The sequence below is a fragment of the Roseicyclus sp. genome (assembly GCF_018402035.1).
Lineage (GTDB): Bacteria > Pseudomonadota > Alphaproteobacteria > Rhodobacterales > Rhodobacteraceae > Roseicyclus.
The window spans coordinates 215,825-237,545 of record NZ_JAGYJN010000004.1 but is presented as its reverse complement, the minus strand read 5'-3'; the positions used below and the strand labels follow the sequence as shown (position 1 = coordinate 237,545).

Sequence of the window (21,721 nt, the reverse complement as noted above, 5' to 3'; positions counted from 1 at the left end):
TCCCGAAATACGCATATCCGGACCTCTGCCATGATCCCCAGCGCCTATCCTGACCACGCCACCATGGCCCGCCTGTCCGCGCGCATGCTGCTTGATATCGGGGCGGTGCATTTCAACACCGACCAACTCTACACGCACGCCAGCGGCAAACAGGCCCCCACCTATATCGATTGCCGCAAGATCATCTCCTACCCGCGCGTGCGCGCCACGATGATGGATTTCCTGTGCTGCAAGGTGATGGAGGCCGCAGGGCTGGAAGCCTTCGACAATATCGCGGGCGGTGAGACGGCGGGCATTCCCTTTGCGGCCTTTGTCGCCGAGCGGATGGCGCTCCCCATGTCCTATGTGCGCAAACAACCCAAAGGCTATGGCCGCACCGCCCAGATCGAGGGCGAGATGCGCGAAGGTGACCGTGTCCTTTTGGTCGAGGATTTGACCACCGATGGCGGCTCCAAGCTGAAATTCGTCGATGCGATCCGCGCGGCAGGGGCGCAATGCGCCCATACGGCGGTGGTGTTTTTCTACGGTGTGATGGCCGGTACCGAGGACCGCTTGGCCGCACATGGGCTGAGGCTCCATTACCTGACAACATGGGCCGATGTGATCGCCGAGGCCCGCCGCGGCGGTGATTTCGATGCCGCAACCCTGACCGAGGTAGAGCGATTCCTTGCCGACCCCGAGGGCTGGCGCGCCGCACGCGGATTGGCCTGATCGCAACCGGGCTGCATCGTATCCGGGCCGTGGCGAATTCGTCACAGCCATTTCCTCCACACCCAAGATGCAGGCGGCAAATGCGCGCTGTCTGCTATATTTTGTGGCTCAATCCGCTCACAACTTATGCACAGATTTCCGCGATTGACGCCCGCCCCCGCTCGGGCGCTATACCCGGCGACACACCTGGGTGACGCGGCACAGGGGGATGAAAAAGGGGAAAGCGATGAATGAGCAGCTGCCCGTGGCCGCGAGTGCGATTGCGACGACCAACGACATTCAAAGCCTGCCCCATAATGTCGAAGCCGAACAACAGCTTCTGGGCGCGATCTTATCGGCCAATGATGTGCTCGACCGTGTCGATGATTTGATCAAGCCCGACCATTTTCACGATCCCGTCCACCGCGCGATCTTTTCCATGGCGCAGGCCCGCATCGCCAAGGGTCTGGCCACCGATGCCACCACGCTAAAGAATTTCGTGGCCGATATTCCGGGGCTGAAAGATCTGGGCGGCGGCGAATATCTCTTGCGCCTGCAGCTTTCGGCCATCGCCACCTCGGCTGCGCGCGATTACGCGCAGCTCATCCATGATCTGGCGGTCAGGCGCGAATTGATCGCGCTTGGCCAGCGCGTATCGGACCGCGCGCGCAGCATGCGCGACGACATCGCCCCCGATGAACAAATCGTCGAGGCCGAGACCGAGCTTTTCAACCTCGTCTCCTCGGGCACGACCAATCGCGGCTTTCAATCCTTTCTCTCGGCGCTTTACGACGCGGTCAACAATGCCAATGCCGCCTATAATCGCGGCGGCAAGCTTGCGGGTGTATCCACCGGGCTGACCGATATGGACCGGATGCTTGGGGGCTTGCATAAATCCGACCTGCTGATCCTCGCCGGTCGCCCCTCCATGGGTAAAACCTCGCTTGCGACCAATATCGCCTTCAACGTGGCCAAGGCATGGAAGCGCGGCCGCCGCGATGACGGCTCCGAAGGGACAGTCGATGGCGGTGTTGTGGGCTTTTTCAGCCTCGAGATGTCGGCCGCCCAGCTTGCCCAGCGCGTCTTGTCCGAGGCGGCGGAGATCCCGTCCGAGTTGATCCGCAAGGGCGATCTGACCGAGGCCGAGTTCGAGCGCTACCTGCATGCCGCGCGTGATCTGGAACGCTGCCCGCTTTATATCGACGACACACCCGCCCTGCCCATCGGTCAGGTCGCGGCCCGTGCGCGCCGGCTCAAACGCTCGCCCGGTGGGCTCGACCTGCTTATCGTCGATTATCTTCAGCTTTTGCGCGGCTCGGGCCGGTCGGAAAACCGCGTCAACGAGATCTCGGAAATCACCCAAGGCCTCAAGGCCATCGCCAAGGAACTCGACATTCCCGTGATTGCACTCTCGCAGCTCTCGCGTCAGGTCGAGAGCCGCGAAGATAAGCGCCCACAACTCTCCGATCTGCGCGAATCCGGCTCGATCGAACAAGACGCCGATGTGGTCATGTTCGTCTATCGCGGCGAATACTACAAAGAGCGCGAAAAACCCGGCGAGGATAATCTCGAGGCCATGGCGAAATGGCAGCAAGATATGGATGCGCTCCACGGCAAGGCCGAGGTCATCATCGGCAAGCAGCGCCACGGGCCTGTCGGCACGATTGAATTGAGCTTTGAGGGGCGCTTTACCCGCTTTGGCAATCTGGTCAAACCTTGGCAGCAAGACGCCGATCCGGGCTATTGAACTCGCTTCACGGATTATTAAGGTTAACGCGCGCCGCTTCTTCGTTTCACAAATATCCCGGGGGAGTCGCGCAAAGCGCGACGGGGGCAGAGCCCCCTTACTTAAACCGCGTCGCTTCCAGCGACGGGGCAGCGCCCCCCTTGACCCCGCCGCAGCAAGGCCCGACACAGGGGCCATGGGTACAGGCATTCTCACCATTGATCTTGACGCCATCGCGGCCAATTGGCGCGCGCTGGCCGCGCTATCGCGCGCGCAGACCGGTGCCGTGGTCAAGGCCGATGGCTATGGCTGTGGCGCATCCCTTGTCGCGCAGCGCTTGGCGCGCGAAGGGGCGCGGCGGTTTTTCGTCGCCACCGCCGAAGAGGGGGCGCAGCTGCGCATTGCCCTTGGTGACGGGCCTGAGATCAACATTTTTTCCGGCCATATGGCAGGCGATACCGCGCTGATCCGCGACCATGCGCTGACCCCGATGCTCAACAGCCCCGAACAGGCCGCCCGCCACAGCGCCGCCCTGCCCGGCCATGCTTACGGCGTGCAGCTCGACACCGGCATGAACCGGCTGGGGATGGAGGCCCCCGAATGGGCGGCCACCCGCACCGATCTGGAGGCCGGACCGCTGACGCTGGTCATGTCGCATCTGGCTTGCGCGGACGTGCCGGATCACCCGCTCAACGCCGCCCAACTTGCCGCTTTCACCGCGATGACCGCAGGCGTCAGCGCCCCGCGTAGCTTCTCGGCCACAGGCGGGATCTTGCTTGGCCCCGACTATCATTTCGACCTGACACGGCCCGGTGTCGGGCTTTACGGCGGCGCGCCCTTTGATGCAGCGCGCGCGGTCGTCACCTTGTCGCTGCCGATTGTCCAAATCCGCGATGTGGCACCGGGTGAAACGGTGGGTTACGCCGCCAGCTTCACCGCGAAAAGACCCACAAAAATTGCTACGCTATCAGCGGGTTACGCCGATGGTCTCATCCGATACATGAGCGGCAAGGCGAGGCTTTTTTCAGGCGATAATGCCTGCCCCTTAGCGGGCCGTGTTTCGATGGATCTTTTGACCGTCGATGTCACCGATCTGGCCGAGATCCCCGATCATCTCGATATTCTTTGCGCCCAGCAAGGTGTCGATGCGCTGGCCGATGTGGCGGGCACCATCGGCTATGAAATTCTTACCTCACTGGGCGGGCGCTACCAGCGCGCCTATATCGGCGCATGAACCCGCTTTTGATCCCTTTCGCGACCATCGGGCGCTCGACGCTCGGCATGCTGCGCGTGATCGGCCAAGTCACGATCTACGCCGGTCAGGCGATCAGCCATATCCTGCGCCCGCCTTTCTACCCGCGCGAACTGCTGTGGCAGCTGTTGCAGATCGGCTGGCTCTCCTTGCCGGTTGTAGGTCTGACCGCACTTTTCACCGGCGGCGCGCTGGCTTTGCAGATTTTTGCCGGTGGCGCGCGCTTCAACGCCGAGGCGGTGGTACCGCAGATCGTGGCCATCGGCATCGTGCGTGAACTTGGCCCGGTCTTGGGCGGCTTGATGGTCGCGGGCCGCGTGGCAGCCGCCATCGCGGCCGAGCTTGGCACGATGAAAGTCACCGAACAGATCGACGCGCTGGTCACGCTGTCTACCAACCCGCTGAAATACCTCACCGTGCCGCGCATTCTGGCGGCGACCATCAGCCTGCCCATCTTGGTGGCGGTGGGTGACGCCATCGGGATTTTCGGCGGCTATCTGGTGTCCACCACGCGTCTTGGCTTTAACGAAGCCGCTTATCTGCGCAACACGGTCGATTTCCTTGAGCTGTGGGATATCACCTCGGGCCTGATCAAGGGCGCGGTCTTTGGGTTCATCGTGGCCTTGATGGGCTGCTATCACGGGATGAATTCGGGGCGCGGCGCGCAAGGCGTGGGGCGGGCCACGACCAATGCCGTTGTCTCGGCCTCGATCATGATCTTGGCGGCCAACTACCTTTTGACGGAGCTGTTTTTCAACGCATGATCCGGCTTGATAATGTCCATAAGGCCTTTGGGTCGAAGCGGGTCTTGCAGGGCCTCACGCTTGATGTGGCGCGTGGCGAAAGCTGTGTGATCATCGGCGGGTCTGGCACCGGCAAATCGGTCTGCCTGAAATGCGTGCTGGGGCTGGTGACGCCGGATAGCGGTTCGATCACGGTCGATGGGCAGGATGTGCAATCGGGTGATCGCGATGCCTTTCTCGCGCGGTTCGGGATGCTGTTTCAGGGCGGTGCCTTGTTCGATTCGCTGCCGGTCTGGCAGAATGTGGCCTTTCGGCTGCAACGCGGGCCGCAAAAGCGGCCCAAGGCGCAAGCCCGCGAGATTGCCATCGAAAAGCTGCGCCGCGTGGGCCTTAAGCCCGATGTGGCCGATCTTTTCCCCTCGGAACTCTCGGGTGGCATGCAAAAGCGCGTGGGCCTGGCGCGCGCCATTGCCGCCGAGCCCGAGATCATCTTTTTCGACGAACCCACCACCGGGCTCGACCCGATCATGTCGGGCGTCATCAACGATTTGATCCGCGAGATCGTGACCGAGATGGGGGCGACCGCGCTGACCATCACCCATGACATGCGTTCGGTGCGCGCCATCGCCGACAAGGTCGCAATGCTGCACGAAGGGGTGATCCGCTGGCATGGCCCGGTGGCCCAGATCGACACCGCCGATGACCCCTATCTCCGGCAATTCGTGAACGGTGATGCCGAAGGCCCCATCGCGGCGGTGCGCTGATGCGTGTCGCACTGGCGCAGCGCGTGGCGCTGAGCTAAGCCCATCGCATGGCAAAACCCATCACCCAATTCATCTGCTCGGCCTGCGGCGCGACCCATAAGAAATGGTCGGGGCGCTGCGAGGCTTGCGGCGAATGGAACTGCATCGCGGAGGAGGCACCGCTTTCGGCCGGTCCGGGCAAGGCGGCGCTGGGGGCGGCAAAGGGGCGGCGCATCGGGCTGAGCGATCTGCGCACCCAAGAAACCCCGCCACCGCGCCGCACCTCGGGCATGGCAGAGTTCGACCGCGTTTTGGGCGGGGGCTTGGTGCCTGCCTCGGCCACGCTGGTGGGTGGCGATCCGGGCATCGGGAAATCCACGCTTTTGCTGCAGGCCGCGGCCAGTTTCGCGCGCGCAGGTGCCAAGGTCATCTATGTCTCGGGCGAGGAGGCCACGGCGCAGGTCCGCATGCGCGCCCAGCGCCTTGGGCTGGCCGATAGCGCGGTGATGTTGGCGGCTGAGACCAATCTGCGCGACATTCTCACCACGCTTGAGGCCGAAGCGCCCGATCTTGCGATCATTGATTCGATCCAGACCATGTGGCTCGATACCGTCGAGGCGGCACCGGGCTCGGTCAGCCAAGTCCGCGCGAGCGCGCATGAATTGACCACCTTCGCCAAGCGGCGCGGCGTCTCGGTCATGTTGGTGGGTCATGTCACCAAAGAGGGTCAGATCGCGGGCCCTCGCGTGGTCGAGCATATGGTCGATACGGTCCTGTATTTCGAAGGCGAGCGCGGGCATCAGTTCCGCATCCTGCGCAGCGTGAAAAACCGCTTCGGCCCCGCCGATGAGATCGGCGTCTTCGAGATGACAGGCGCGGGGCTGGCCGAGGTCGCCAACCCCTCGGCGCTGTTTCTGTCCGACCGCGACGCGCCTGCACCCGGTGCCGTGGTCTTTGCGGGGATGGAAGGGACACGGCCCGTTTTGGTGGAGATTCAGGCCTTGGTCGCCCCCTCTACCCTTAGCCAGCCGCGGCGCGCGGTGGTGGGCTGGGATGGCGGGCGGCTGTCGATGATCTTGGCCGTGCTCGAGGCGCGGGCGGGCATTTCCTTTGCCGGGCTCGATGTCTATCTCAACATCGCGGGTGGCCTGCGGATATCGGAGCCTGCCGCCGATCTGGCGGTGGCAGCGGCCCTGTTATCGGCGCGCGAGGATACCGCACTCCCCCGTGATGGGGTGGTTTTCGGGGAATTATCGCTATCGGGGGCGCTGCGCCCCGTGTCGCAGGCGGAAAACAGGTTGAAAGAGGCCGCGAAACTTGGTTTTTCCACAGCCATCGCACCTGCGGGATGCAAATTCGGTGCGGCAAGCGGCGTAACGGTACAAGAAATGGCGGATCTGCCCAAATTCGTGGGCGAGGTCTTTGGCGCGGGATAGGAATTGCGCGTGTAAACGGGTAAGGGCAGCGTATGGAAGGTTTCACTCTCGTTGATGGCATTGTGGCCGGCGTCATCGTCGTTTCGGCCATCTTGGCCTATGCGCGCGGCTTTGTGCGCGAGGCACTGTCAATCGGCGGCTGGATCACGGCTGCGATCATTGCCTTCATCTTTGCCCCCAATGCCCTGCCGCTGATCCGTGAAGTGCCGTATTTGGGCGATTTCATCGGCGAAAGCTGCGAATTGGGTATCTTGGCCAGTTTCGCGGGTGTCTTTGCGATTGCCTTGGTGGTCGTGTCACTTTTCACGCCGATGTTTGCCACCGCTGTGCAACGTTCGGCCATTGGCGGGGTGGATGCGGGCTTGGGCTTTCTCTTCGGGGTGGCGCGCGGCGTGCTCTTGGTCGTCGTGGCCTTCATCGCCTATGAGCGGATCGTGGGGAATGAACCGGTTGCTATGGTGACAGACAGCCGCTCGGCGCAGGTCTTTGCGCAGGTGCAGGACCAGGTTGAGGCGCAGATCCCCGATGATACGCCGGGCTGGATCTTGGCGCGCTACGAGCAATTGACCGGGGTTTGCACCGCGCAATAACCCCCTATCGGCGCGCCAAAACCTGCCAGAGACCAGCCATCAACAAGACCACAGCACCGAGCCCATAGGCCCAAAAGCCGATCCGCAGAAAATCTTCCAACAAAGACCAGCTTGCGCGCAAATCGCCCAGATCGACCGCAAAGGGCAATCCAAGATCGCGGCGCAAACTCTCGGCACGGATCAGCGCATCGCCCAACACGATGAGCGGCGAAAGCCCCGCCAAAAGCGCCAAAAGCCCCGCACCGCGCCCGCGCAGCGCGATCAGCGCAGCCAAGGCTGCCGCGGCAAAACCACCCAGAAAAACCCAAGCTTGCCATGGGCTATCCGGGCCAAGCATGATGCGGCCATCGCTGACCATTGCCATCGGGGAAAGGGCCGCTCCTGCAAAGGGTGGGTCGATCCAGGTCAAACCCCAGCTAAGCACCATGCTCAACCCTGCTAAAAAGATGATCAAGCGCATCGCATCCCTTACATTTTCATACAGGCCGCATGGGGTGGTCAGACCGCGTCGGCATTACCGGCACCCAAAAGGGCGAATGATGTGATCGTTTCGTGACAGTGACGCGCTGCTGCCCTATGTCAACCTTAACGACGCAGCCCGGAGATTCGGCCACGATGCAAGCCCTCCCCCGTCACCCGTTCGATTGCCCCGATGATGACAAGCTACGCGAAGAGTGCGGCGTCTTTGGCGTGATCGGCGTGTCCGATGCCGCCAACTTTATCGCGCTCGGCCTGCATGCGCTTCAGCATCGCGGGCAAGAGGCCGGTGGCATTGTCACCCATCACCCCGAACATGGCTTTTCCTCGGCGCGCCGCTTTGGCCTTGTGCGGGATAACTTCACCTCGGCCAGCGTGATGGAGACCCTGCCCGGCGAGATTGGGATTGGCCATGTGCGCTATTCCACCGCCGGATCGAAAGGTGCCACGCAGATCCGCGATGTGCAGCCCTTCTTTGGCGAATTTGCCATGGGCGGTGCGGCGATTGCGCATAACGGCAATATCGTCAATGCCGATGAGCTGCGCCGCGAGTTGATCGAGCGCGGCTCGATCTTTCAATCCTCCTCTGACAGCGAATGCATCATTCATTTGATGGCGCGCTCGTTGCAAAAGACCATCCCCGAGCGGATGAAAGACGCGCTGCGCCGGGTCGAGGGGGCGTTTTCGGTGGTCGCCATGACGCGCACCAAGCTGATCGGCGTGCGCGATCCCTTGGGCGTGCGGCCCTTGGTCTTGGGCCGCGTGGGCGATGGCTATGCGCTGTCGTCCGAGACTTGCGCGCTCGACATCATCGGGGCCGACTTCCTGCGCGAGGTGGAGCCGGGCGAGATGGTGGTGATCTCGGGCAGCCAGATCGAAAGCTTCAAACCCTTCGAGCCCAAGCGCCCGCGGTTCTGCATCTTCGAGCATGTCTATTTCTCGCGTCCCGACAGCATCATCGGCGGCCGCTCGGTCTATGAAACCCGCGAGGCGATTGGGCGCGAATTGGCCAAGGAAGCACCTGTTGATGCCGATCTGGTCTGTCCCGTGCCCGATAGCGGCACGCCAGCGGCCATCGGCTATAGCCTGCAGTCGGGTATCCCCTATGCCATGGGGATCATCCGCAACCAATATATGGGCCGCACCTTTATTGAGCCGACCGAGCAGATCCGCAATATGGGTGTGCGCCTCAAGCTCAACGTCAACCGCGCGCTTATTCGCGGCAAGCGGGTGATCTTGGTCGATGACAGCGTGGTGCGCGGCACCACCAGCCGCAAGATCAAGGAGATGATCCTTGATGCCGGCGCGGCCGAGGTGCATTTCCGCATCGCCTCGCCGCCGACCGCTTGGCCCTGCTTTTACGGTGTCGATACGCCCGAGCGTGAAAAGCTACTTGCCGCCACCATGTCCGAGGACGAGATGCGCCACCATCTGGGCGTGGCCTCGCTCAGGTTTATCACGCTTGATGGGCTTTACCGCGCCGTGGGCGTAGCGGCGGGGCGCGATCCCAAGCAGCCCGCCTATTGCGATGCCTGTTTCTCGGGTGATTACCCGGTCAAGCCCACTGATCAAATGGCGCGTGGGTTCAAGCTGGGCGAGCCAGCCTTGTAGTCCAGCGACAAGCGCAACAAAAAAGGCCGCCCCCGAGGGCGGCCTTTTGTATTGTGATGGTGCCGCCTCAGGCTTTGCGCGACAAAGCTGACCACGCTCCGGTGACAATTACTGCGGCCAAAACCGCCTTGATCGCATCACCGATCAAGAAGGGTGCGACGAAATGGGTCCAGTAGAAGCCCAAGCCTTGACCAGCCCAACCCGCATCGACACCGGCAAGTGCAGCCAGGCTCATCGGCCAGAGCACACCGGGCAGATACAGCGCAGCACTGGCCACCAGCGCCACCAACGCCGTGCCGATCACGCCACGCGCCAATTTGCGCTCAGCTGCAAAGCCCGCGATCCAAGCCAGCGCCACGAAACCGATCAGGAAGCCACCCGTCGGCCCGATCAACGCAGCCAGCCCCGGCATCGTGGTGGGCGTAAAGACCGGCAGACCCATCAGGCCCTGGGCCAGATAGACGATGACGGTCGCCGCACCCAAGCGGCTGCCATAGGCGAAACCAACCAGCAAGATTGCCAAGCTTTGCAAGGTCACGGGAACCGGCCACATCGGCACGCTGATCTGAGCGGCAAGCGCGATGAAAAGCGCGCCCGCCAACACCAAGAGGGTTTTGCGCAAAACGCCCTGATCACCGAATGTTGCAGTCAATAATGTCTCGCGGCCCATGGTCGCCTCCTTGATACAGCGGAACGTGTCCCTTTGCTTCCGTATCCCCGCGCAAAGCGGCCAAGTCAAGCGCGCCGCGCAGCCGCAGCCTCTTGCCTTTGCTGCGTGAAAGAGGCAGTTGGCAGCCCATGGAAAAGCCTTTTGACGGACAAATCGCGCTGGTCACCGGCGCATCGCGTGGGATCGGTGCGGCGAGTGCCGAATGGCTAGCTGCGCGCGGTGCACATGTCGTGGCCGTTGCCCGCAATGTGGGCGCGCTCGAGGAGCTCGACGACCGGATCAAAACGGCGGGCGGACAAGCGACGCTTGCGCCGATGGATGTCACCGACGAGGGCGCGATGGCGCATCTGTGCCGTTCCATCCATGAGCGTTGGGGGCGCGCCGATATCTGGGTGCATGCCGCGATCCATGTGACCGCGCTGACGCCCGCGCCGCATTTGGCGGCCAAAGACCTTGATAAGCTGATCGCGACCAATATTCGCGCCTTCGCCCGGTTGATGGCCTTTGTCGATCCGTTGATTGCACCCGCGCCAAAGCCGCAGGCGCTGTTTTTCGACGATCAATGGGACGCGAAATTCGCAGGCCCCTATGGCATGTGCAAAGCCGCGCAGCGCGCGATGATCCAGTCATGGCAGGCCGAGACAGTGAAATTCCCGCTCAAGGTGCATCTGGTGCAACCGCGCCCCATGCCAACGGCGGTGCGCGCGCGGTTCTACCCCGGCGAAGATCGCAGCCCGCTTGCCCATCCCCATGCTGAGGCTGCACGGCTTTTGCCGGTTTTGCTGGGCTAGGATTGCGACCACACCCGCTTAGGCGCGGCGCGCGTCCAACTCATCTGCGATGGCCTCGGCGCGCGCGGCAAGCTCGGCCAAGCCATCGGTGAAGCGGTCGGGCAGTTCGGTGCGCGGGGCGGCATCTTGCAAGGCGGCGATGCGGCGCGCGCGGTCGGCCAAACGCTCTTCCGAGGCGGCAAGCGTCTTTTCCTGCGCGGCGAGCTTGTCTTGCAACCCCTTCACCTCATCCTCAAGCGCTGCGGTCTTGTCGGCCAGCATCAACCCCGCCATCAACAGCATCCGGTCAACCGGCATCCGCCCGATCTGGCCCAAGATCACGGTCGCCTCGGTATCGAGCATGCGCGCTGCAGCCTGCAGATAGGGTTCTTCACCGGGCTGACAGGCAACGGTGAAATCGCGCCCGCCGATCTGGATATTGATCTCAGGCATGCGCGCCCTCCCCCGGTTCGGTTCCCATGGCCGCCGGATCAAGATCGGCCAAAATTCGCTCTAGCTCTGCCGCCTCGGAGGCGCGCTGTGCGCGCAGCGCGTCAAGCTCGACCACCAAGGTTTTGTTCAACACCGCAGGATCAGTGGCGTTCTCACCCCGCAAGCGGTTGATATTCTTGATCAAGCGATCATTGATCACCTGCAATTCCTTGATCTCGGCGCGCAGCGCCATGGCGCGTTCATCGGGGTGGTGCCCGGCGGCGGCTTGCAATTCCTCGGCAATATCGCGCGCTTCTTCTTGTGCGGCGATGGCGGCGTCACGCTCGCCCTTGAACCGGGCCACGCGCGCCTCAAGATCGGCGATCTTGGCAGTTTTGGCGGCCAATTCCTCGGCCATGCCTTGCGCCGGCGCGGGGGCTTGCGCAACCAAGCTGGCTTGAAGCTTTGCAATCTCGCCCTCGCGCGCGGCGATGGTTTCAGCGGCCGCATCTGCGGCGGCTTGCGCCTGCGCGGGGTCAATCAACCCGGCCATCTCAGCTTCGAGTTCGGCAATCCGCGCCTCGGCCCTTTCGGCGCGAATGACCGCATCCTCAAAAGCTGCCGAGCTGAGGCTGGGATCTTCCAGCGGCGGCTTTCCCATCGCATCACCCAGACCCGTCGCGATCCGGTCGAGCGCTGCGGCCAAGCGCGCCTCCAACGTATTGAGTTTCTCGAATTCGGCGGTCTCGCCCATCGCTTTCGATGCCCCGTTTTTCCGCGTCCCGACCCATGCCGGAAATGGCTGCTGTTCTTGCGCCATAGCGAAATGCAATTTCCCCGGATTTGCAAGGATTTCCGCGCCAACTTGAATGTAATGCGCGGGAAATGGACAATTTGCCCCTGCTTACTGGTTGCGCCAACATGCGCCTCTGGTAGAACCGGGCACATCTGCCTGTGTGTGGTGGCGGCGGGCGCATCAGCCCGAAGCCGCCCCGCATGGGTTACGCCCAAGCTGCCATTCGAAGGACACCACAATGGACCTCACCGCACGCGCCGCCAGCCATCCCGATCATTGGCGGCGGGCCACTTGTATTCGCACGCTGGCGCTTGACGCCGTGGCGGCGGCCAATTCGGGTCATTCCGGCATGCCGATGGGCATGGCCGATGTGGCGACCGTGCTGTTCGACAAGCATCTGCGTTTCGATGCCTCCGCGCCCGATTGGGCTAACCGCGACCGCTTTATCCTGTCGGCGGGTCATGGCTCGATGTTGCTATATGCGCTGCTCTACCTGACCGGCTCGCCCGATATGACGCTGGAGCAGATGAAGAATTTCCGCCAGCTGGGCGCGATCACGGCGGGCCATCCCGAATATGGTCATGCAATGGGGATCGAGACGACGACCGGCCCCTTGGGCCAAGGGATCGCCAATGCCGTGGGCTTTGCCATGGCCGAGGAGTTCCTGCGCGCCAAATGGGGCAAGAAGATCATCGACCATTACACCTATTGCATCGCAGGCGATGGCTGTTTGATGGAGGGTGTCAGCCAAGAGGCCATCGCGCTTGCCGGGCGTCAGGAATTGTCGCGGTTGATCGTGTTGTGGGATGACAATGGCATCACCATTGATGGCAAGGTCTCGATCGCGGATCGCACCGATCAGCTGGCGCGTTTTGCGGCAAGTGGTTGGGATGTGTTCTCTTGCGATGGGCACGACCCAGACGCGATCAATGCGGCGATCACGGCCGCCAAGGCAAGCCCCCGCCCCGCGATGATCGCGTGCAAAACCCATATCGCGATTGGCCATGCCGCCCAAGATACCGCCAAAGGCCATGGCGCGCTAACCGATGCAGCCCAGCTCAAGGCCGCGAAAGATGCCTATGGCTGGTCGCATGGCCCCTTTGAGATCCCCGCCGATCTGAAAAGCTGGTGGGAAGGCGTGGGCGCCAAGGGCAAAGCCGCGCGGCAGGCGTGGGAAGGTGACTTCGCCGCGCTCTCCGATGGGAAAAAGGCCGAGTTCACCCGCGCCTTTGGCCGCGAGATGCCCAAGAAACTCAGCGCCGCGATCCGCGCCCTGAAAAAGAGCCATTCCGAGAAAGCCCCCAAGATCGCCACCCGCACCGCCAGCCAATTGGCACTCGAGGTGATCAACCCGCTCTTGGGCGAGCATCTGGGCGGTTCGGCCGATCTGACCGGATCGAACAATACCAATACCAAGGATATCGGCACCTTCGGCCCCGAAGATCGCCGCGGCCGCCATATCCACTACGGTATCCGCGAACATGGGATGGCGGCGGCGATGAACGGCATGGCGCTGCATGGCGGTGTGCGCCCCTATGGCGGCACCTTCATGGTGTTTACCGATTATGCCCGCCCCGCGATGCGGCTCTCGGCGCTGATGGGGCTGCCCGTCACCTATGTGATGACCCATGACAGCATCGGTCTGGGCGAGGATGGGCCGACCCACCAGCCGGTCGAGCATCTGGCGACGCTGCGCGCCACGCCCAATACGCTGGTCATCCGCCCCGCCGACGCGGTCGAGACCGCCGAAGCTTGGGAAGTGGCACTGTCGCAAAAGACGACGCCAAGCGTACTGGCGCTGAGCCGCCAAAACCTGCCCACGCTGCGCAAGACCCACACGGCCAAGAACATGGTGGCCCAAGGCGGCTATGTGCTGGCCGATGCGGTCGCTGGCAAGCGGCAGGCGATCTTGATGGCGACCGGATCGGAAGTCGCCATCGCCATGGCAGCGCGCGACCTGCTTGAGGCGCAAGGGATCGGCACGCGCGTCGTCTCCATGCCCTGCTGGGAGATTTTCGAAGAGACGGACGAGGCTTATCGCAAGCGCGTTCTCCCCGCAGGGCCCGTGCGCGTCGCGGTCGAGGCAGGCATCCGTTTCGGCTGGGATCGCTGGCTCTTTGGCGAGCGTGGCCGGCGTGAAAAATCCGGTTTTGTCGGCATGCATGGTTTCGGTGCCTCGGCCCCGGCGGAGGAGCTTTACCGCCACTTCGGCATCACCGCCGAGGCTGTGGCCGATAAGGTCAAATCGCTCTTGTGATACGAGCTGCCGCACGCCCTTTGCAAAGGGCGTGCGTGCGGTTTGCGAACCGCATCGCGCGGGCTGCTTCGGCCCGCGCACGCCTTTTCGAAAAGGCGTTGCCCCCTCAGATATCGATGCGCGACCGATCCCCATCGGCAAAGCGGCGCAAAACCATCGGATAAAGCCGATGCTCTTGCATCAGCACCCGCGCGGACAGGCTGTCGGGCGTGTCGCCGGGCAAGACCGGCACCCGCGCTTGGCCCAAGATCGGCCCGCCATCAAGCTCGGCTGTCACCTCATGCACGCTGCACCCGGCCTCGGCATCGCCCGCCCCAAGCGCGCGGGCATGGGTGTGCAGCCCGGGGTATTTCGGCAAAAGCGAAGGGTGGATATTCAGCATCCGCCCCTGCCAGCGCGTCACAAAATCGGGTGTCAGCACCCGCATGAACCCCGCCAGACAAATGATATCAGGGGCATGAGCGGCCAAAACGCGGCTTAATTCACCCTCGAAACCCGCGCGGTCACGGCCAAAGGGGCGGTGATCGACCACCGCGGTCGGCACGCCCAGCGCTGCGGCCTTGTCCAGCCCGCCCGCGCCCGGATCATTGGCCAGCACCAGACAGGGGCGCGCGGGATGATCGCCCACCATGCTTTGCACAAGCGTGACCATGTTGGAGCCGCCGCCGGAGATCAGAATGGCGGTGCGTTTGCTCACGCAAGCACGCCCGTGTAGCTGACCCCCGCACCTGGCGCGACATGGCCCAAGTGATGCACGCTTTCACCCGCCGCCACTAACTCGGCGGCAATCGCATCGGCGCGGTCTTGCGCCACCACCAGCACCATGCCGATCCCTGCGTTGAAGGTCTTGAGCATCTCGGCCTGTGCCAAGCCACCTTCGGCGGCCAGCCATTTGAACACAGGCGGCAAGGTCCACGCGCCCAGATCGATCTGTGCGCCCAACCCCGCGGGCAGGACACGCGGCAGGTTCTCGGTCAAACCGCCGCCGGTGATATGGGCGAGAGCATGCACGCCGCCCGCCCGGATCGCGGCCAAGGCGGGTTTCACGTAAAGCCGCGTCGGTGCCAAAAGCGCCGCGCCAAGGCTGCCCTCGCCAAAGGGCGCGGGCGCGTCCCATGCAAGGCCCGTACGTTCCACCACCCGGCGCACCAAGGAATAGCCATTGGAATGGACCCCGTCAGAGGCCAGCCCCAAAAGCACATCGCCCGCCTGCACACCGGCAGGCAAGGCCGCGCCGCGGTTCATCGCGCCGACGGCAAAGCCCGCCAGATCGAAATCACCGGGGGCATACATGCCCGGCATCTCGGCGGTCTCACCGCCAACCAGCGCGCAGCCTGACAGGCGACAGCCCTCAGCGATCCCTGCGATGATGCGCGCGGCGGCATCGACCTCAAGCTTGCCGGTGGCAAAATAGTCGAGGAAGAACAAAGGCTCTGCGCCCTGACAGACCAGATCATTGACGCACATCGCCACCAGATCGATCCCAATCGTATCATAAAGCCCCGTGTCGATCGCGATCTTGAGCTTGGTGCCCACCCCATCGGTGGCCGCCACCAAGATCGGGTCGTCATAGCCAGCCGCCTTGAGATCAAAGAGCGCCCCAAACCCGCCCAGCCCGCTCATCACACCGGGCCGCGTGGTTGCAGCCGCTGCAGGCTTGATACGGTCAACCAGCGCATTGCCCGCGTCGATATCGACACCGGCCTCGGCATAGGTCAGGCCGTTTTGCGGATAGGTCATGAGAAAGCCTCCTTGATTTGGCTGCGCCCCTAGCAGGCGCGGACGCGCGCGTCCATGCGGTTGATGCTATCGCGCCGCGCCGCGCATGGCGCGCCGCCCGATCCACAAAAACAACGCCATCATCGCGCCAGTGCTGAGCAGCACCAAAAGCGTTTGTTGCAACCCCGCAGGATCGGCCAAAATAGCGCGCATCGGTGCCAAGATGATCGCGGGCAAGATAATCTGGACACATGCGAAAATCCCAAGACACATGCCCCAGATGAGCGACCAGTCCGCAACGCGCAGCTTGCGGTTGGATTTGCGGGCGGCCTGATAGCCGATATCGGCAAGCGGCGCGGCAGCCAGAATGACAGCCGTTGCCATCGAATTGGGAAGACCCGCGAGTTGCACGAGAATGCCGAAAATCACCCGCAGCACCAAGAGCCAAGCCAGATAGCGGAGGGCAAGCATCGGCATCAGTTGCATAGGCGTCATCCTTCACTGAACTTGGTTTGGCATAGGCCAAGCGCCCCCAACCCGCAAGTCGCAGCGCTTGACGGGGGGACGATGTCTGATAAGCCATGCGCTGGCGGGCCTGTAGCTCAATGGTTAGAGCAGAGCGCTCATAACGCTTTGGTTGGGGGTTCAAGTCCCTCCGGGCCTACCACCGCCTTGCATGCAGCGATCACTGAACCGGCCATACCGAACCATCCGCGCCAATCATGCTGGACTAGCGCGTGTGGCGTTCGCCTGTTGCGCTGAATGCGATAGAACGCGACATGCTTTAGCGCGGCAAGACCAGATCCACCCGCAGGCCGCCAAGCGCCGCGCTATCGCCCAAGCTTAAGCTGCCGCCATGGCGCTGCGCGATATCGCGCGCGATGGCCAAGCCGAGCCCGACGCCCGACCCCTTGTCTTGGTTGCGCGCTTCATCAAGCCGCGCGAAAGGCACCATCGCCTCGGCGCGCCGCGCGGCGGGAATGCCCGGCCCATCATCCTCAATCGTAAAGCGAATGGATCTCGGCGGAAGGCTGAGGCTCAGCCGCACGGTTGCACCATAGCGATGGGCATTCGAGATCAGATTGCTCAAGCACCGCCTGACCGCTTGCGGACGTAGCATTACCGCCGCACCATGCGCAGGCAGCACCAGATCGACACGCGCCCCCCCGCGCGCCAGATCATCGACCAAGGCCCGCACCAGCGCGACCGGGTCGGTTGCGATGGGATCATCCAAGGCCTCGCCACGCGCAAAATCGAGGAAGGTGGCCAAAAGCGCCTCCATCTCGGCCACATCGCGCAACAGCGCCGCCACCTCCGGCGCCTCGTCGAGCATCGACAGGCCAAGCTTCATCCGCGTCAAAGGTGTGCGCAGATCATGGCTGACCCCCGACAGCATCAAGGTGCGCTGTTCGATCATCCCCTCGATCCGGGCGCGCATATCGAGAAAGGCATGCCCTGCGCTACGCACCTCGGCCGCACCCGAGGGGTGATAGCTGACCAGCCGCCCCTTGCCAAAGGCCTCGGCCGCGTCCGACAGCCGCTTGATCGGCTTGAGCTGGTTGCGCAAGAACAGATAGGCGACCCATGTCATGAAGAGGCCAAAACCGACCATCAACACCAAAAGCTGATGCGGGTTCGAGGCCGATATCCGGCTGCGCGCCACGGACAAAGCGATATTGCCCTCGCGCGTGTCGATGATGATGACAGGGCGACGCCAATCGCTGACCAGATCGACCGCGACCAGCCCCGGCACCTCGCGGCGCAGCACGGCAATCGCCTCGATCCCGGTCAGATCGTAAAACACCCGCTGATCGCGCAACAGATCACGGGGGGCTATGGCGATGTCGATCTCCAGCGCATAGGCCAGCCCGCGCGCCTGCCCCTCGCCGGCGGCGATCGCATCGACAACCAGCCGCAGATCCAGCGCCAGCGCGCTTGACATCTGGCCGGCGACCTCGCGGAAATAGCGTTGCAGGATTTGGCCCGACACGACAATCTGCAGCGTGATGATGGGCACAAGCAAAATCAATGCGGCACGGCCATAAAGCCCCCGCGGCATCATGCGTTTGAGCCATCGAAACATCATGCACCCACATAAACGGGCAGGCAGGCAGATGGAAAGCGAAAGCGGTGTGCGCATGTTGGAAACGGGGCTGCGCTGCGTCACGGCCCCTAACCCCTCGCCGATGACGGCGCAGGGCACCAACACCTATCTCTTGGGCGAAGGTGAGGTGGCGGTGATCGATCCCGGACCGGCCATTCCATCCCATCTCGATGCTATTATGGGCGCTCTTGCACCAGGCGAGCGGATCGGCGCGATCTTGGTGACCCATTCGCACCGCGACCATTCCCCACTGGCGCAAAATTTGGCGCAAAAGACCGGCGCACCGGTCATGGCGGCCGGCCCCTCCGATTGGGGGCGCAGCGCCACGATGGCGGCGCTGGCCACAGCCGGTGCCGTGGGCGGCGGCGAAGGGGTCGACCCCAGTTTCGACCCTGACCAAAGGATTGGCGAAGGTGAGATCATCGCAGGCCCCTGGGGCGAGATCGCGGTGCTGCACACACCGGGCCATATGGCCAATCATCTGAGTTTCGCATGGCAAGGGGCGCTGTTCACCGGCGATCTGGTGATGGGATGGTCCACCTCGCTCGTCTCGCCGCCAGATGGGGATATGGGGGCTTTCATGCGCTCTTGCGCGCGGCTTTTGGGGCGCGATGACCGGGTCTATTTCCCCGGCCACGGCGCGGCGGTCGATGCGCCACAAGCCCGCGTGCAAACCCTGATCGCGCACCGCTTGCACCGCGAAGCACAGATCATCGCGGCACTTGGCACCAAGCCCGGCACGACCGCAAGCGCATTGGCCCATACCATCTATACCGATCTCGCCCCAGCACTCCTGCCCGCCGCCGCACGCAATGTCTTGGCACATCTGATTGATCTTTCAGAAAGAAACCTAGCCGCGCCAATGGGCGCACTCACCGCCGACGCGCCATTCGCGCTGCGATAAGCGAGGGGAGGATTTTTTCCACCACGCCCACTGGACGCCCGAAATCACGCTTGCTATACGCACCCTCAGTTCCGGCGTAGCTCAGCGGTAGAGCAGTTGACTGTTAATCAATTGGTCGTAGGTTCGATCCCTACCGCCGGAGCCAATAATCACCGCAAGCCTCTGATGTTCCTCATGAAACCGCAGTTTCGGATGAAGCGTAGTGGTTTATGGGGTGGCCAGTATCTCGATACAGACTCCACAAAACGGAATCCTTTTCCTTCAGCGGTAAAACCCCGCTGACCTGAGGCGGCATTATCGCACGGATCGCATCCAGCCTTCCCGCAGGACAGGTTTCCCGAGAGCGGCACAGATGTTTGCCGTGCAGGCTGTCGCTCAGTGCGAAGCCCATTGGTTTTCGTTGAGCGCTGCCAATGGCAGCATTAAGGCTGATGACACCCATGCTTCCCGAACGGCGCAGGGACATTGTCAAACGAAACGCAACCTCCGTGCAACATGGCGCGGGTCACGCATCTGTTCGTGCCGCCATGCGTTGACGGTGATGCTTCACAAAACGTGACAAAGCCAGCTTCGTGATTTGCTTGAGACGCGGATAGGGCTCCATCCATCGGGCGAGATATGGCCCAAAGCGGTAATAGAAGATGATAAAGTGCCGCCCGAGTGCCGTTTGGGACAGCACATTGTCCCGGTAAAGGCGGAGATCGGCGACATCGGGGTGATTGGCGTTGCCATAGGCGCAGGTGGCGACAAAGCATGTCCCGCCGGTTCCGGCCTCATCATCGTCGGGCTGTTCATCGTCGTCATCCGAGCCATCGTCGTCATCGGGCGGCCCGTTGTCACCGTCGGAGGCGTCAAGTTCGAGCGACACGAAGGCCACTTCCCAAGGATCAAGGGTCAGGCTCAGCGCACCGGCATTAAAGACCTCCGCAAGCGGCACATCCTCGATCTCTGTGTCGACATTCGGGTCGCGCGGGTCCTGCCCTTCGGCGGCGGTCAAGATGTGGACCCAGCCGCTATCGACGGTGCCGCTGAAACGGGTCAGGTCAAGTTCGATCGTCTGAGCCTCGGCCAAGCGCGCGTTGATGACAAGAAACTGCCGCGCGTCGCTGCCGAAGGCGTGAATGTCGAAATCCCGGCTCGGTCGATCCAACTCAATGGCGCGCAGTCCTTGCGTATTTTCCGACAGGTAGGAAAATACCTTGCCCCCTGGGCGCAGCTCCGTATTCGTGCCCTCGCGCTGCGCGAGCGATACATCGTTTTGCTGCTGCACCGCCCAGAATGCCGCCAGCTCGACATTGTTGACCGCCATTTCGTGGAACATGGCCGCAACGGCACCGGCATGTTTCAGACCAGTGTCCAACCCCTCGCGTTCTGCTTCGGTTGCGCTCGCCCAGTGCAGAACCCCGTTTTGTGTCGCGCTGATGTTCCATTCGGTGACGATTAGCTCCAGATCGCGCCCCACCAAGGCATCGACCTGTTCGGCCTTGATCCAAGGCGCCTGAAAATTGTCGATCGCCTCGTAATCCCTGCTGACATATCGGTGGATGGTGATGGCGTCGATCTTGGCCAAGGCCTCGGGCGTGATCTGCGCAAAGCGTTCCTGCAGCGAGTCCTCATATGTCGCGATGCCGTCGCCATCGATGTCTGCGGTAAAGAAATAGGGCGTGGTCACTAAGCTAAGCAGCGGATGCACATAGCCTTCGGGCAGGTTGCCTACCGCCTGAAACTCTTCGGCAGCGTCATGGATGACATGCGCCATCTCGTCGGCGATCTTGCCGTAGTCGGCGTCACTGACCCCGCACAGGCCGGGCTCGTTGCCGATCTCGATGGCGTGAATGGGCACGCCGCTTTGCAGAACCGTGGTCACATAGTCACGAATGGCGATCTCGTCGGCTTGTGTCAGGATGGTGTCGCGCGTTTCGCCTTCGGCCTTCCAGGCGGTCACGTAGCGCTGGACCGGAACGACGATAATGGCGCCAAGGTCAGCCACGATGGCGTAATCCAAAAAGTCGCTGAGCGGCACCAGTGAAAGGGTGACGGTCTGGCCCAGATCGTTGACGTAGCTGGCGCTCTGCGCATCCGGATTGGCGGGATCGAAAAAGGCTTCGGTGACAGACCCGCCCGGAAAGCGGATAAGTTCAAGCCCCGCAGCCTCGGCACGGGCAGGATAGGTGCCCATGACGCGGTCCTGGCTGAACACGAGATTGCCCCCGAACAGCCGGGCGTCGATCTCGTCACCGACGAAGGTCGGTTGCGGAAGTGAGACTGTCATGGGACCTCGCCAAGCCCGACGCCACGCATTTGCGTAAATCCAGCATCGCGCACGAGGTTGAATATTGCCCACGGCACATCGCATTGATGACGGTCAAACTCACCAAAGCTGACGCGGATGGCGGGTGCCCTCATCGCCAAGATGTCTGCGCGGTCGCACCCCTGAGATGCCCCAGATCTTTGGGCACTTTCATTTTGCCGTAGCGGTCACCCATACCGAGGGCGATGGCCCGTGACACGACCGGGACGCGTCAGATCTATGGTTAGATCAAGAAAAGGGCCATGAGCCCACGGCTTTGATCTTCTTTGCTAAACCTGAAGAAAATGGTGCCCGGGGGCGGAATCGAACCACCGACACGAGGATTTTCAATCCACTGCTCTACCCCTGAGCTACCCGGGCATGGGAACGAAGAACGTTCGGGTGCGCGTGGTCTAAGCGAGGGCCTCAGCACTGTCCAGAGGGTACAGGCAAAAAATCTCGCCACCACACGATCCTACTGGGCTGCGGACGACTGCCCCAGTCACGGCAG

General features: G+C 62.7%; 21 protein-coding genes and 3 tRNA genes. 13 read left to right on the top strand and 11 right to left on the bottom strand.

What is annotated here, in order from left to right:
* The first annotated feature begins 30 nt into the window (after positions 1-30).
* The 7 genes from KG698_RS09055 to KG698_RS09025 all read left to right on the top strand — a co-directional run bounded on the left by KG698_RS09055 (position 31) and on the right by KG698_RS09025 (position 7,180).
* Positions 31-711 (top strand): orotate phosphoribosyltransferase, encoded by a 681-nt coding sequence (locus tag KG698_RS09055; RefSeq protein WP_213685238.1) that lies wholly within the window; start codon positions 31-33, stop codon positions 709-711.
* 226 nt (positions 712-937) lie between these two features.
* Positions 938-2,437 carry a replicative DNA helicase gene (locus KG698_RS09050; protein ID WP_213685237.1) on the top strand — a complete coding sequence of 500 codons (1,500 nt, stop codon included), beginning with the start codon at positions 938-940 and terminating at the stop codon, positions 2,435-2,437.
* Positions 2,438-2,612: 175 nt separating this feature from the next.
* The gene (gene alr, locus KG698_RS09045; RefSeq protein WP_213685236.1) at positions 2,613-3,650 is read left to right on the top strand and encodes an alanine racemase; all 1,038 of its coding nucleotides are present in this window, start codon (positions 2,613-2,615) and stop codon (positions 3,648-3,650) included.
* Positions 3,647-4,432 (top strand): ABC transporter permease, encoded by a 786-nt coding sequence (locus KG698_RS09040; RefSeq protein ID WP_213685235.1) that lies wholly within the window; start codon positions 3,647-3,649, stop codon positions 4,430-4,432. The genes alr and KG698_RS09040 overlap by 4 nt, the downstream gene beginning before the upstream one ends.
* Positions 4,429-5,175, top strand: a complete 747-nt coding sequence (locus KG698_RS09035) for an ABC transporter ATP-binding protein (protein WP_213685234.1) — start codon at positions 4,429-4,431, stop codon at positions 5,173-5,175. The genes KG698_RS09040 and KG698_RS09035 overlap by 4 nt, the downstream gene beginning before the upstream one ends.
* Positions 5,176-5,222: 47 nt before the next feature.
* A complete protein-coding gene (gene radA, locus KG698_RS09030) occupies positions 5,223-6,590 on the top strand; it encodes a DNA repair protein RadA (protein ID WP_213685233.1) in 1,368 nt (455 codons plus the stop codon).
* Positions 6,591-6,622: 32 nt separating this feature from the next.
* Positions 6,623-7,180: a CvpA family protein gene (locus KG698_RS09025; protein WP_213685232.1), complete on the top strand. Its 558-nt coding sequence runs from the start codon at positions 6,623-6,625 to the stop codon at positions 7,178-7,180.
* 4 nt (positions 7,181-7,184) lie between these two features.
* Here KG698_RS09025 and KG698_RS09020 read toward each other — a convergent pair whose 3' ends face one another.
* Positions 7,185-7,640 (bottom strand): hypothetical protein, encoded by a 456-nt coding sequence (locus KG698_RS09020; protein ID WP_213685231.1) that lies wholly within the window; start codon positions 7,638-7,640, stop codon positions 7,185-7,187.
* A gap of 155 nt (positions 7,641-7,795) precedes the next feature.
* Here KG698_RS09020 and purF point away from each other — a divergent pair, with 155 nt between their 5' ends.
* Positions 7,796-9,268 carry an amidophosphoribosyltransferase gene (gene purF / locus KG698_RS09015; protein WP_213685230.1) on the top strand — a complete coding sequence of 491 codons (1,473 nt, stop codon included), beginning with the start codon at positions 7,796-7,798 and terminating at the stop codon, positions 9,266-9,268.
* Positions 9,269-9,335: 67 nt separating this feature from the next.
* Here the strand turns inward: purF and KG698_RS09010 are convergent, their stop codons facing one another.
* Positions 9,336-9,938 (bottom strand): biotin transporter BioY, encoded by a 603-nt coding sequence (locus KG698_RS09010; RefSeq protein WP_213685229.1) that lies wholly within the window; start codon positions 9,936-9,938, stop codon positions 9,336-9,338.
* A 128-nt stretch (positions 9,939-10,066) separates the two neighbouring features.
* Between KG698_RS09010 and KG698_RS09005 the strand changes: the two genes are divergently transcribed.
* Positions 10,067-10,729: an SDR family oxidoreductase gene (locus KG698_RS09005; protein ID WP_213685228.1), complete on the top strand. Its 663-nt coding sequence runs from the start codon at positions 10,067-10,069 to the stop codon at positions 10,727-10,729.
* Positions 10,730-10,747: 18 nt separating this feature from the next.
* Here the strand turns inward: KG698_RS09005 and KG698_RS09000 are convergent, their stop codons facing one another.
* Positions 10,748-11,161, bottom strand: a complete 414-nt coding sequence (locus tag KG698_RS09000; protein WP_213685227.1) for a cell division protein ZapA — start codon at positions 11,159-11,161, stop codon at positions 10,748-10,750.
* Positions 11,154-11,960, bottom strand: coding sequence for a hypothetical protein (locus KG698_RS08995; RefSeq protein ID WP_213685226.1), 807 nt, complete (start codon positions 11,958-11,960; stop codon positions 11,154-11,156). The genes KG698_RS09000 and KG698_RS08995 overlap by 8 nt, the downstream gene beginning before the upstream one ends.
* A gap of 214 nt (positions 11,961-12,174) precedes the next feature.
* On the opposite strand from KG698_RS08995, the gene tkt reads away from it, so the two are divergent.
* The gene (gene tkt / locus KG698_RS08990) at positions 12,175-14,193 is read left to right on the top strand and encodes a transketolase (RefSeq protein WP_213685225.1); all 2,019 of its coding nucleotides are present in this window, start codon (positions 12,175-12,177) and stop codon (positions 14,191-14,193) included.
* Between the two features lie 106 nt (positions 14,194-14,299).
* Here the strand turns inward: tkt and purN are convergent, their stop codons facing one another.
* The 3 genes from purN to KG698_RS08975 form a co-directional block, all read right to left on the bottom strand.
* Positions 14,300-14,890, bottom strand: coding sequence for a phosphoribosylglycinamide formyltransferase (purN, locus tag KG698_RS08985; protein WP_213685224.1), 591 nt, complete (start codon positions 14,888-14,890; stop codon positions 14,300-14,302).
* Complete coding sequence (gene purM / locus KG698_RS08980) at positions 14,887-15,933, bottom strand: phosphoribosylformylglycinamidine cyclo-ligase (protein ID WP_213685223.1); 1,047 nt, start codon at positions 15,931-15,933, stop codon at positions 14,887-14,889. Before purM ends, purN begins: the two co-directional genes overlap by 4 nt.
* Positions 15,934-15,999: 66 nt before the next feature.
* Entirely contained in the window at positions 16,000-16,398 is a 399-nt protein-coding gene (locus KG698_RS08975; RefSeq protein WP_213685222.1) for a hypothetical protein, read from the bottom strand.
* 105 nt (positions 16,399-16,503) lie between these two features.
* Between KG698_RS08975 and KG698_RS08970 the strand changes: the two genes are divergently transcribed.
* Positions 16,504-16,579, top strand: a tRNA-Ile gene (locus KG698_RS08970).
* Positions 16,580-16,696: 117 nt separating this feature from the next.
* Here the strand turns inward: KG698_RS08970 and KG698_RS08965 are convergent.
* A complete protein-coding gene (locus KG698_RS08965) occupies positions 16,697-17,995 on the bottom strand; it encodes an ATP-binding protein (RefSeq protein ID WP_213685221.1) in 1,299 nt (432 codons plus the stop codon).
* 31 nt (positions 17,996-18,026) lie between these two features.
* On the opposite strand from KG698_RS08965, the gene KG698_RS08960 reads away from it, so the two are divergent.
* Positions 18,027-18,920, top strand: a complete 894-nt coding sequence (locus KG698_RS08960) for an MBL fold metallo-hydrolase (protein WP_213685220.1) — start codon at positions 18,027-18,029, stop codon at positions 18,918-18,920.
* A 70-nt stretch (positions 18,921-18,990) separates the two neighbouring features.
* Positions 18,991-19,065, top strand: a tRNA-Asn gene (locus tag KG698_RS08955).
* A 27-nt stretch (positions 19,066-19,092) separates the two neighbouring features.
* On the opposite strand, the gene KG698_RS08950 is transcribed toward KG698_RS08955, so the two are convergent.
* From KG698_RS08950 to KG698_RS08940, 3 genes are all read right to left on the bottom strand, one after another.
* Positions 19,093-19,362 carry a hypothetical protein gene (locus KG698_RS08950; protein ID WP_213685219.1) on the bottom strand — a complete coding sequence of 90 codons (270 nt, stop codon included), beginning with the start codon at positions 19,360-19,362 and terminating at the stop codon, positions 19,093-19,095.
* A 63-nt stretch (positions 19,363-19,425) separates the two neighbouring features.
* Positions 19,426-21,264: a CFI-box-CTERM domain-containing protein gene (locus tag KG698_RS15835; protein ID WP_213685218.1), complete on the bottom strand. Its 1,839-nt coding sequence runs from the start codon at positions 21,262-21,264 to the stop codon at positions 19,426-19,428.
* A 252-nt stretch (positions 21,265-21,516) separates the two neighbouring features.
* Positions 21,517-21,591, bottom strand: a tRNA-Phe gene (locus tag KG698_RS08940).
* Positions 21,592-21,721: the final 130 nt, after the last annotated feature.

Coding starts and splice junctions, on each gene's coding strand:
- KG698_RS09025 (WP_213685232.1), top strand. CDS start 6,623: ATGGAAGGTTTCACTCTCGTTGATGGCATTGTGGCCGGCGTCATCGTC.
- purF (WP_213685230.1), top strand. CDS start 7,796: ATGCAAGCCCTCCCCCGTCACCCGTTCGATTGCCCCGATGATGACAAG.
- KG698_RS09010 (WP_213685229.1), bottom strand. CDS start 9,938: ATGGGCCGCGAGACATTATTGACTGCAACATTCGGTGATCAGGGCGTT.
- KG698_RS09020 (WP_213685231.1), bottom strand. CDS start 7,640: ATGCGCTTGATCATCTTTTTAGCAGGGTTGAGCATGGTGCTTAGCTGG.
- purM (WP_213685223.1), bottom strand. CDS start 15,933: ATGACCTATCCGCAAAACGGCCTGACCTATGCCGAGGCCGGTGTCGAT.
- KG698_RS09040 (WP_213685235.1), top strand. CDS start 3,647: ATGAACCCGCTTTTGATCCCTTTCGCGACCATCGGGCGCTCGACGCTC.
- alr (WP_213685236.1), top strand. CDS start 2,613: ATGGGTACAGGCATTCTCACCATTGATCTTGACGCCATCGCGGCCAAT.
- tkt (WP_213685225.1), top strand. CDS start 12,175: ATGGACCTCACCGCACGCGCCGCCAGCCATCCCGATCATTGGCGGCGG.
- KG698_RS09035 (WP_213685234.1), top strand. CDS start 4,429: ATGATCCGGCTTGATAATGTCCATAAGGCCTTTGGGTCGAAGCGGGTC.
- KG698_RS09000 (WP_213685227.1), bottom strand. CDS start 11,161: ATGCCTGAGATCAATATCCAGATCGGCGGGCGCGATTTCACCGTTGCC.
- KG698_RS09050 (WP_213685237.1), top strand. CDS start 938: ATGAATGAGCAGCTGCCCGTGGCCGCGAGTGCGATTGCGACGACCAAC.
- radA (WP_213685233.1), top strand. CDS start 5,223: ATGGCAAAACCCATCACCCAATTCATCTGCTCGGCCTGCGGCGCGACC.
- KG698_RS08995 (WP_213685226.1), bottom strand. CDS start 11,960: ATGGCGCAAGAACAGCAGCCATTTCCGGCATGGGTCGGGACGCGGAAA.
- KG698_RS08950 (WP_213685219.1), bottom strand. CDS start 19,362: ATGGGTGTCATCAGCCTTAATGCTGCCATTGGCAGCGCTCAACGAAAA.
- KG698_RS08975 (WP_213685222.1), bottom strand. CDS start 16,398: ATGCAACTGATGCCGATGCTTGCCCTCCGCTATCTGGCTTGGCTCTTG.
- KG698_RS09055 (WP_213685238.1), top strand. CDS start 31: ATGATCCCCAGCGCCTATCCTGACCACGCCACCATGGCCCGCCTGTCC.
- KG698_RS08965 (WP_213685221.1), bottom strand. CDS start 17,995: ATGTTTCGATGGCTCAAACGCATGATGCCGCGGGGGCTTTATGGCCGT.
- KG698_RS08960 (WP_213685220.1), top strand. CDS start 18,027: ATGGAAAGCGAAAGCGGTGTGCGCATGTTGGAAACGGGGCTGCGCTGC.
- KG698_RS09005 (WP_213685228.1), top strand. CDS start 10,067: ATGGAAAAGCCTTTTGACGGACAAATCGCGCTGGTCACCGGCGCATCG.